This is a genomic window from Streptomyces sp. NPDC127106 (assembly GCF_042677605.1).
GTDB lineage: Bacteria > Actinomycetota > Actinomycetes > Streptomycetales > Streptomycetaceae > Streptomyces.
The window spans coordinates 103,779-114,402 of the sequence record NZ_JBHXTC010000012.1 but is presented as its reverse complement, the minus strand read 5'-3'; the positions used below and the strand labels follow the sequence as shown (position 1 = coordinate 114,402).

General features: G+C 72.6%; 6 protein-coding genes and 1 pseudogene. All 7 read right to left on the bottom strand.

The window, feature by feature from the left end:
* Positions 1 to 1,030: pseudogene (locus tag ACFVGY_RS14065) on the bottom strand (dTMP kinase); the annotation flags it as partial.
* Positions 1,031 to 1,307: 277 nt separating this feature from the next.
* The gene (topA, locus tag ACFVGY_RS14060; RefSeq protein WP_385675921.1) at positions 1,308 to 4,157 is read right to left on the bottom strand and encodes a type I DNA topoisomerase; all 2,850 of its coding nucleotides are present in this window, start codon (positions 4,155 to 4,157) and stop codon (positions 1,308 to 1,310) included.
* A gap of 317 nt (positions 4,158 to 4,474) precedes the next feature.
* Positions 4,475 to 4,672 carry a hypothetical protein gene (locus ACFVGY_RS14055; protein ID WP_385675918.1) on the bottom strand — a complete coding sequence of 66 codons (198 nt, stop codon included), beginning with the start codon at positions 4,670 to 4,672 and terminating at the stop codon, positions 4,475 to 4,477.
* Positions 4,673 to 4,916: 244 nt separating this feature from the next.
* Positions 4,917 to 6,440: a methyltransferase gene (locus ACFVGY_RS14050; RefSeq protein WP_385675916.1), complete on the bottom strand. Its 1,524-nt coding sequence runs from the start codon at positions 6,438 to 6,440 to the stop codon at positions 4,917 to 4,919.
* Between the two features lie 191 nt (positions 6,441 to 6,631).
* Complete coding sequence (locus ACFVGY_RS14045; protein WP_385675913.1) at positions 6,632 to 7,177, bottom strand: small secreted protein; 546 nt, start codon at positions 7,175 to 7,177, stop codon at positions 6,632 to 6,634.
* A gap of 145 nt (positions 7,178 to 7,322) precedes the next feature.
* The gene (locus tag ACFVGY_RS14040) at positions 7,323 to 9,728 is read right to left on the bottom strand and encodes a sodium-translocating pyrophosphatase (protein WP_385675911.1); all 2,406 of its coding nucleotides are present in this window, start codon (positions 9,726 to 9,728) and stop codon (positions 7,323 to 7,325) included.
* 259 nt (positions 9,729 to 9,987) lie between these two features.
* Positions 9,988 to 10,428: an ATP-binding protein gene (locus tag ACFVGY_RS14035; RefSeq protein ID WP_385675908.1), complete on the bottom strand. Its 441-nt coding sequence runs from the start codon at positions 10,426 to 10,428 to the stop codon at positions 9,988 to 9,990.
* Positions 10,429 to 10,624: the final 196 nt, after the last annotated feature.

Here is a 10,624-nt window from a genome sequence, read left to right as displayed (position 1 = left end):
GGGGCGGGCCCCCCCACCCCGGGCCCCCCCCGGGGGGGGGCGGGGGGGCGGCCCCCCCCCCGGGCGCGGGGGGCCCCCCCCCCCCCCGGGGGGGCGCCCCCCCCCCCGCCCCGGCGACCGCGGCGCAGGCGAGCACCAACAGCGGGATCGCCCCGGTGCGGCCCTTGTCCGGCCGGTCCCCCGCCTTCGGGGCCCGCAGGCCCTCCAGCGGGGACCGCGGGCGCGGCGTCTTCGCGGCGGGCAGGACGAGCGGCAGCAGCAGCGACAGCGACGCGGCGAACAGGCCGGCGGCCACGTACGAGCCGAGGGCGGCTTGGTTCGCGGCGAACCAGTCCACGCCGAGGCCGAGGACCTTGCCGATCAGCGTCGCGGCGAGCAGCGCGGCCGCGGCGGCGGGCATCGCGGCGAACGTCGTGCGCAGCGTCAGCCGGCGCAGGGCGTCGAAGTGGTCGGGCAGCGGCCGTACGGTCGCCCCTTCCGGCGGCGGCTCGGGCAGCAGCGCGGGAGCCGCGCTGTCCTTGGCCAGGTTCCACAGCCGCTCGGCGGCGCCGCCGACGAAGACGGTGGCCAGCAGCGCGGTCAGCGCGTGCGCCGGGATCCAGTCGAGCCAGAGCGGGGCGACGACGAACAGGGCGATCCGCAGCCCGTCCGCCCCGGCCATCGTCCAGCGGCGGTCGAGCGCGCCGCCGGGCGCGGTGAGCTTGGCGAGCGGGCCGAGCAGGACCGCGCCGAAGAGCAGGGTGGCGAAGATCCGGACCCCGAAGACGGCGGCGACGGCCAGGGCCCAGCCGCGGTATCCCGTGCCGAAAGTGCCCTGGGAGACGGCCGCCTGGAAGGCGAGCACCACCAGGACCAGCAGGGCGAGGGCATCACCGATGCCGCTGACGAGCTGGGCGCTCCACAGGCGGCGCAGCCTGGGGGTGCGCAGCAGGGCGCGCAGCGCCCGCTCGCGGGAATCCGCGGCGAGGGCTTCGTCGTAGGAAGGGTTCGGAGGGGCGGTCACGCCAGTCGGCTGCTCGGCTCGCGTCATCCGCCCAGCCTATCCGCTGCGCTGGGTGGGTGCGGAGGGCTGTGGATAACCCCGGGGCGGGCCCGGGGCGGCCCGCGTTCCCTTCCGGGCCGGGGTGCGGGGGACCCGTGGCATGCCGGGGTGACGGCCGGCCGGGGTTGACCGCGCAGTTCCCCGCGCGAAAAACCCCTGGGCATGATCCCGCGCCCCCTGACGGGGCTGCCCCGCCCCGGGCCCGTGCGGGCCGGGGCGGGCCGGGGCGGGGTGCACGCGCAGTTCCCCGCGCCCCTGGGGGAGGTCAGGCGTCCGCGGGCGGGGTGGCGGCCGTCTTCTTGGCCGCCGTCTTCTTGGCCGCGGTCGTCTTCTTCGCCGCCGTCGCCGCCGTCGCCGTCGTCTTCTTCGCCGCCGTCTTCTTCGCGGCGGCCGTCTTCGTGGCCGTCGCCTTCGTGGCCGTCGCCTTCTTCGCGGGGGCCTTCTTCACGGCCTTCTTCGCCGTCTTCTTGGCCGGGCCCTTCGCCCGCTTCTCCGCGAGCAGCTCGTAGCCCCGCTCCGGCGTGATCGTCTCGACGTCGTCGTCCCGCCGCAGCGTCGCGTTCGTCTCGCCGTCCGTCACGTACGGGCCGAACCGGCCGTCCTTCACCACCACCGGGCGCTCGCTGACCGGGTCCGTGCCCAGTTCCTTCAGCGGCGGCTTGGCGGCCGCGCGGCCCCGCTGCTTCGGCTGGGCGTAGATCGCCAGCGCCTCGTCCAGCGTGATCGTGAAGAGCTGGTCCTCGGTCTCCAGGGAACGGCTGTCCGTGCCCTTCTTCAGGTACGGGCCGTAGCGGCCGTTCTGCGCCGTGATCTCCACGCCTTCGGCGTCGGTGCCCACGACGCGCGGCAGCGACATCAGCTTCAGCGCGTCGTCGAGGGTCACCGTGTCCAGCGACATCGACTTGAAGAGCGACGCCGTGCGCGCCTTCACCGCGTTCTTGCCGGTCTTCGGCGTGCCCTCGGGCAGGATCTCCGTCACGTACGGCCCGTAGCGGCCGTCCTTGGCGACGATCTCGTTCCCGCTGACCGGGTCCTTGCCGAGCTGGAACTCGCCGCTCGGCTTGGCGAAGAGCTCCTCCGCGTACGCGACCGTCAGCTCGTCCGGGGCCAGGTCGTCCGGGACGTCCGCCCGCTGGTGGCCCTCGGCGTCCTTCTCACCCCGCTCCACGTACGGCCCGTACCGGCCCACGCGCAGCACGATGCCCTCGCCGACGGGGAAGGAGGAGATCTCCCGGGCGTCGATCGCGCCCAGGTCCGTGACCAGCTCCTTCAGCCCGCCGAGGTGGTCGCCGTCAGCCGGCCCTGCCTGGGCGGCGTCGCCCTCCGGACCGAAGTAGAACCGCTTGAGCCACGGCACGGCCTGGGCCTCGCCGCGCGCGATGCGGTCGAGGTCGTCCTCCATCTTCGCCGTGAAGTCGTAGTCGACGAGCCGGCCGAAGTGCTTCTCCAGGAGGTTGACCACGGCGAACGACAGGAAGGACGGCACGAGGGCCGTGCCCTTCTTGAAGACGTAGCCGCGGTCCAGGATCGTGCCGATGATCGACGCGTACGTCGACGGGCGGCCGATCTCCCGCTCCTCCAGCTCCTTGACCAGCGAGGCCTCGGTGTAGCGGGCCGGCGGCTTGGTCGCGTGGCCGTCCGCGGTGATCTCGTCGGCGGCCAGCGCGTCGCCCTCCGCGACCTGCGGGAGGCGCCGCTCGCGGTCGTCGAGCTCGGCGTTCGGGTCGTCCGCGCCCTCGACGTACGCCTTCATGAAGCCGTGGAAGGTGATCGTCTTGCCGGAGGCGGTGAACTCGGCGTCCCGGCCGTCGGCGGCCACCCCGCCGATCTTGACGGTGACCGAGTTGCCGGTCGCGTCCTTCATCTGGGAGGCGACGGTCCGCTTCCAGATCAGCTCGTACAGGCGGAACTGGTCGCCGGTCAGACCCGTCTCGGCGGGCGTGCGGAAACGATCACCCGAAGGACGAATCGCCTCGTGCGCCTCCTGGGCGTTCTTGACCTTGCCGGCGTAGACGCGGGCCTTCTCCGGCAGGTAGTCGGCTCCGTAGAGCTGCGTGACCTGTGCCCGGGCGGCCGCGACGGCGGTGTCCGAGAGCGTGGTGGAGTCCGTACGCATGTAGGTGATGAAGCCGTTCTCGTACAGCTTCTGGGCCACCTGCATGCACGCCTTGGCGCCGAGGCCCAGCTTGCGCGAGGCCTCCTGCTGCAGCGTCGTCGTACGGAAGGGGGCGTACGGGGACCGGCGGTACGGCTTGGACTCGACCGAGCGGACGGCGAAGGAGCTGTCCGCGAGGGCGGCGGCCAGGGCCCGCGCGTTCGCCTCGTCGAGGTGCAGCACGTCGCTCTTCAGCTGCCCGTTCGCGCCGAAGTCGCGGCCCTGCGCGACGCGCCTGCCGTCGACGGTGTTCAGCCGCGCGACGAGCGTCGAGGGGTCGGAGGAGTCGCCGGCCCGACCCGTGGCGAAGGTGCCGGTCAGGTCCCAGTACTCGGCGGAGCGGAAGGCGATGCGCTCGCGCTCGCGCTCGACGACGAGACGGGTGGCGACGGACTGGACGCGGCCCGCCGACAGCTTCGGCATGACCTTCTTCCACAGGACCGGCGATACCTCGTAGCCGTAGAGGCGGTCGAGGATGCGGCGGGTCTCCTGGGCGTCGACCATCCTCTGGTTCAGCTCGCGCGGGTTGGCGACGGCCTCGCGGATCGCGTCCTTGGTGATCTCGTGGAAGACCATCCGGTGGACGGGGACCTTGGGCTTGAGGACTTCCTGGAGGTGCCACGCGATGGCCTCGCCCTCGCGGTCCTCATCGGTGGCGAGGAAGAGCTCGTCGGACTCGGCGAGCAGGTCCTTGAGCTTCTTGACCTGCGCCTTCTTGTCCGCGTTGACGACGTAGATCGGCTGGAAGTCGTGCTCGACGTCCACGCCGAGGCGGCGGACCTCGCCCGTGTACTTGTCGGGGACCTCGGCGGCTCCGTTCGGGAGGTCGCGGATGTGCCCGACGCTCGCCTCGACGACGTATCCCGGGCCGAGGTAGCCCTTGATCGTCTTCGCCTTGGCAGGGGACTCGACGATGACGAGTCGGCGGCCGCCCTGTGCGGTCTCGCTAGTCGGGGACAACTTGGCTCTTCTCTCCGGTCGGCACTCGGTCGCAGTACGGCGACGCTGCGGAGTGTGACGGTACAACCCGCCCCCGTGTCAAACGGCACAAGCCCGCAACGGCCACTCGAACGGTAACCCGACAAGTGCCATTCCTGCCGCCCGGATACCCCGCCGGACCCGTCCCGATCACTGGCCCGAGTGGCCAGGGGGCCGTCTGGCCGCGCGCCCGCACCCCACCTGACGTCCGGTTTCCTCCGCCGGCCGGCATCGGCACGAATCGGCCGACATGCGCCGGGGCCGCCGACCGGAATCCCTGAGGTGTCGGGCTCCCCGTTTCAGAGCCGGGTGAGGCACCACACGCCGAGGGCCACCGCCGTCGCGCCGCCGAGCAGGGCCAGCGGTACGGCCACGGCGGGGCGTACGCCTTCGGCCACCGGCGCGCCGCCGCGGGCGCGCGCCCCCGTCCAGGCCAGCAGAGCCGTTCCGAACAGCAGGAAGACGGCTGCCGCGAAGATCGCCGGACCGCGTTCCATGCCGTTCCCCCTCGTTGTCGGGCCGTAGACCGGGCCGCGCTCGGGCTGCCCCGGAATCCCCCCGGTATCCCGGGGTCCCGGCCGAGCTCGTACGCCGGGAGCCTGCCAGCCGCGGGAGAACGCCGGGCGAACCACGGGTTACATCACCGCTGCGGCTGCGGCTGCGGCTGCGGCTGCGGCGACATGCGGCGGGTCCGGTCCCGGTCCGGGTCCGGCGACACGCGGCGGCTGGCGGCGGCCCGGCTCAGCGGTCGGCGACCGGCTCCAGGAAGCCCTGCTCGACGAGCATCCGGATCGCCTCGGGCGTCCGGTCCCGGAGCAGGACCGGGTCCTCCTGGACCAGCTGCGCGATCGCGTCCAGGATCCGGCCCGCGGTGAGCGAGCCGTCGCAGACGCCGGCGAAGCCCGCCCCGACCGTGTCCACCGTCGTGGCGCGCCGCATGCCGCGGTTCTGGCGGAGCACGACGTGCTCCGGGTCCTCCGCCCCGGGCGGGCCGACCTGCTCCTGGACGACCTCGTCGACGAGGACGAAGCGGCCGTCCAGCAGGGCCGCGTCATCGTGCTCGCGCAGGTAGTCCTGGCGGGCGAAGTGGGCGAGGACGGCGTCGCCGAGCGGCTGCTCCACCGTGTGCGGCCACTCCTCGATCACGATCGACGGCTCGGCCGCGTCGCTGCGGCGCAGGGTGATCCAGCCGAAGCCGACCGCCTTGGTCTTGCGGGCCTCGAACTCGTCGAGCCAGTCCTCGTACCGCTGCGCGTACTCGGCGGGTGCGGTGCGGTGGTCCCCCGCGTCGCGCAGCCACAGCTCCGCGTACTGCGTGACGTCCTGCACGTCACGCTGCACGATCCACGCGTCGCAGCCGCGCGGCACCCAGGAACGGAGGCGGTCGCGCCAGTCCTCGCCCTCCACGTGCTGCCAGTTGCCGAGGAACTGGGCGTACCCGCCCGGGTTGAGGTGGGCGCCCGCCTGCTGCACCAGGGTCCGGCACAGGTCGTCGCCGCCCATGCCGCCGTCCCGGTACGTCAGCCGCGCGCCGGGGGAGATCACGAACGGCGGGTTGGAGACGATCAGGTCGTACGTGGCCTCGCCGACCGGCTCGAACAGCGACCCGAGGAGCAGCTCGGGCTCCGGTGCCCCGGACAGCGCCAGCGTCAGCCGGGTGATGTCCAGGGCCCGCGGGTTGACGTCGGTGGCGGTGACCCGGGTGGCGTGCCCGGCGGCGTGCAGGGCCTGGATGCCGGAGCCGGTGCCGAGGTCGAGGGCTTCGGCAACGGGGATGCGCACGGTGATCCCGGCGAGCGTGGTGGAGGCGCCGCCGACGCCGAGGACCACGCCCTCCTCGCGACTGCCGATCCCGCCGGCCCCGCCGACGGCGCAGCCGAGGTCGGAGACGATGAACCAGTCCTCGCCGTCCGGCCCCCCGTACGGGCGGATGTCGACGGTGGCGCGCACCGTGCCCCCGCCGTCGGCGGCCTCCTCGCGGCGCAGCCACCCGTCGGCCAATGCCGCCTCGACGGGCAGCGCCTGCGCCGCGGCTGCGTACGGCTCCGGCTGCTGCAGCAGGAACAGCCGCACCAGGCTTGCGAGCGGGCCGGTGCCCCGGCTTCGGGTGGCCCGCAGGGCGGGGACCGTTTCGCTGCGGGCCAGCGCGGCGTAGGCGGGGGCGCCGAGCAGCTCCAGCACGCCGTCGGCGGTGAAGCCGGCGGAGAGCAGGGCCGTGCGGAGCTCGGCGGCGCGGTCGGGCGTGGGGAGGCTGGTGGTACTCACCCGTCCATTGTGTCGGCTGACACGGTGGATCCGTGCGCCGCACCGGCCACGACGCGGCCGCAGGAGCTCACTTGGCGGGGGACGGCCGGTTGCCACCGGGCCGGGCTCAGGACGCCGTGGCGGGCACCAGACAGGACGCTCAGGCGGGCATCACGACACCTCGGCGGGCGTCAGGGACACCTCGGCGGGCATCAGGACACCTTGCAGCCCTTCTGGCTGGCGATCGCGTTCCCCAGGTCGCCCGCCGTGACCTTCGCGTACGCCTCCTTCGTGCCCTTGTTGACCTCCGCGATGGCGCCCGAGAGCTGGCTGAGGCCGTCGGCGAACTTGGTCTGCTCCTTGGGGTCGAGCGCGTCGACCTTCGTCTTCAGGTCCGCGTAGGCCTTGGACGCGGCCTCGAAGCCCTGGACCGCCTCGGTCTGGGTCGCCTGGCCGTTCTTGGTCGGCGGGACCCCGGCCGATGACACCGCGGCGCTCATCGCCTTGTACGCGTCGGACTGGACCTGGAAGGCCGCCGAGTCGGTCTTCTGCACCTCGTCCGGCTTGCTCGTGGTACCGGACACGCGCTTCATGTCGGCTCGCGCCGCCTCGATCTTCTTCAGCTCGGGCGACCACTTGTCGCAGACCTTCTTGGCCCACGCGTTGGCCTTCTCGTCGCCGTCGTCGCCACCGCAGCCGGACAGCACGAGCATCAGTACCGCACCGCCGGACACCGCGGACGCAAACTTCTTGTTCACCGGATTGGTCCCTTCCAAGGCTCTCGGCCCGGAAGATACACGGCCCTCATCCAGCCACGCAGAACGGCGGACGGACGGCGCGTCAGTCCGCGCCGCCCGCCCGCCGTTCGGACGTGCCTGTGAATCCCCGGGGAAACGCGTCGTATCAGGACACGACCGCGGGATCGGCCGGCTGCTGCGCCACCCGCTCGGCCCCCGTGCCGTCGCCTTCGTCGCCGACCGCGATGCCGCGCCGCTTGGAGACGTACACCGCGACGACGATCACGGTGATGGCGACTGCCGCAACGATCGCGCGGACGGTCGGGCTGGTGTCGACGCCGTAGCTGAACTGCACGACGGCCGGCGCGATCAGCAGCGCCACCAGGTTCATGACCTTGAGCAGCGGGTTGATCGCGGGACCGGCGGTGTCCTTGAACGGGTCGCCGACCGTGTCGCCGATGACGGTCGCGGCATGGGCCTCGCTGCCCTTGCCGCCGTGGTGGCCGTCCTCGACGAGCTTCTTGGCGTTGTCCCACGCGCCGCCGGAGTTGGCGAGGAAGACGGCCATCAGCGTGCCGCAGCCGATCGCGCCCGCGAGGTACGCGCCGAGCGCGCCGACGCCGAGGACGAAGCCGACCGCGATGGGCGCCATGACGGCGAGCAGGCCGGGGGTGGCGAGCTCGCGCAGCGCGTCCTTGGTGCAGATGTCCACGACGCGGCCGTACTCGGGCTTCTCGGTGTAGTCCATGATTCCGGGACGCTCGCGGAACTGGCGGCGCACCTCGTAGACCACGGCACCCGCGGAGCGGGACACCGCGTTGATGGCGAGGCCGGAGAACAGGAACACCACCGCCGCGCCGAGGACCAGCCCGACGAGGTTGTTGGGCTGGGCGATGTCGAGGCTGAGGTTCATCTCCCCGGCCTTGGCGCCGACCTCCTGGACCGCGGTGGAGATGGCGTCGTTGTACGAGCCGAACAGCGCGGCGGCGGCGAGCACGGCCGTGGCGATGGCGATGCCCTTGGTGATGGCCTTGGTGGTGTTGCCGACGGCGTCGAGGTCGGTCAGGACCTGCGCACCGGCGCCCTCGACGTCGCCGGACATCTCGGCGATGCCCTGGGCGTTGTCGGAGACGGGCCCGAAGGTGTCCATGGCGACGATCACGCCGACGGTGGTGAGCAGGCCGGTGCCGGCCAGGGCCACCGCGAAGAGCGCGAGCATGATCGAGGTGCCGCCGAGCAGGAAGGCCCCGTAGACGCCGAGGCCGATGAGCAGCGCCGTGTAGACGGCGGACTCCAGGCCGACGGAGATGCCCGCGAGGACGACGGTGGCGGGGCCGGTCAGCGCGGACTTGCCGATGTCCCGGACGGGACGGCGGTTGGTCTCGGTGAAGTAGCCCGTGAGCTGCTGGATCAGGGCGGCGAGGACGATGCCGATGGCGACGGCGACGAGGGCGAGGACGCGCGGGTCGCCGGAGTGCTGGGTGATCGCCGTGTTCTCGACGCCGACGAGCTCCTGGTAGGTGGCCGGCAGGTAGGCGTAGACGGCGATGGCGACGAGCACCAGCGAGATCGCGGCGGAGATGAAGAAGCCGCGGTTGATGGCGGTCATGCCGCTGCGGTCGGAGCGGCGCGGGGAGACCGCGAAGATGCCGATCATGGCGGTGATGACGCCGATGGCGGGGACGATGAGCGGGAAGGCCAGGCCGAGGTCGCCGAAGGCGGCCTTGCCGAGGATGAGGGCGGCCACGAGGGTGACGGCGTACGACTCGAAGAGGTCGGCCGCCATACCGGCGCAGTCGCCGACGTTGTCGCCCACGTTGTCGGCGATGGTCGCGGCATTGCGCGGGTCGTCCTCCGGAATGCCCTGTTCGACCTTGCCGACCAGGTCGGCGCCGACGTCGGCGGCCTTGGTGAAGATGCCGCCGCCGACGCGCATGAACATCGCGATCAGGGCGGCGCCGAGGCCGAAGCCCTCCAGGACCTTGGGGGCGTCGGCCGCGTAGACCAGGACGACGCAGGAGGCGCCGAGGAGGCCGAGTCCGACGGTGAACATGCCGACGACGCCGCCGGTGCGGAACGCGATCCGCATGGCCTTGTGGGAGACGTCGGTGAGGTCCTTGGCGGGCTGCCCCTCGGCGGGGGTCGCCTCGCGTGCCGCGGCGGCGACGCGGACGTTGGCGCGGACCGCGAGGCGCATGCCGATGTAGCCGGTGATCGCCGAGAAGAGCGCGCCGACCAGGAAGAAGGCGGAGCGTCCCGCCCGCTGCGCCCAGTCGTCGGCGGGAAGCAGGAACAGCAGGAAGAACACGACGACGGCGAAGATGCCGAGGGTGCGCAGCTGCCGGCCCAAGTAGGCGTTGGCGCCTTCCTGTACGGCGGCGGCGATCTTCTTCATGCTGTCGGTTCCCTCGTCGGCGGAGAGAACCTGGCGCACCAGGAACTGTGCGACGACGAGTGCGGCAATTGCCACGGCCGCGATCACCATCACGATGAGCCGATTGTCATCGGTGAGTACCGCGGCGGCCAGATCGGCAGTGCCGTCCGGCGCTTCTGGGGTGAAGAGCCCCGTCATTCGTCCTCCTTGACGTGATGAGCTCAAGATGTGGACGGATTGTAGGGAGCCGGTCCCGAGCAAAACAGTGCGCGGGAAACGGAATTGGCCTGCTCTCGCCCCCCACCAATAGATCGCGTCACTCCATTACCCCCGAAAGAGGTAATGGGACAAAGGCATTGACACATGGTCATCGATCTAGGAATTGCGCGCGGGCACGAAAAAGGCCCTGCTCAGCAGGGCCTTGAATAAGATCGAATAATACGCCGGGCGGGAAGGGCTAGGAGAGTTCCGGGTTCGCCGAAACAGGCCAGCTCATCCGGATGGTTCCGCCCCGCTCACTGCTCGTCACCTCGACGTCGTCGACGAGCCCACTGATCACCGCGAGCCCCATCTCGTCCTCGGTGTCCGCATCCGGGTCCAGGGCGGCGTCGAGCCCGGGCACGGTCTCGCCGGGCGCGCCGCCCGGCCCGGGGACCTCGTCGCCGACCTCGATGGAGAACAGCTTCTCCTCCTCGGTCAGGACGACCCGTACGGGCGCGGTGAGCCCGTTGCTGAGGTGGAGGCCGACGGCGCGCGAGCAAGCCTCGCCCACCGCGAGGCGGACCTCGTCGAGCACGGCCTCCTCCACGCCGGCCCGCCGCGCCACCGCGGCCGCGACCAGGCGGGCCGTCCGGACGTGCTCGGGCTGGGCGCTGAAGCGCAGTTCAACGGTGGCCATTGCGTCCCCCTCGGACTACGGGCGTGCCTTACAGGGGCCCGGACCACCCACGGCCCGCGCCCCCGCTCCTCTTCGGCTCCCTCCCCGGGGGGGGGGGGGGGGGGCGGGGCGGGGGGGGGGCGGGGGGCCGGGGGCGGCGGGGGGGGGGGGGCGGCCCGCGCGCGGGGGGGGGGGGCAGAGCGGGGGCGGGGGGTGG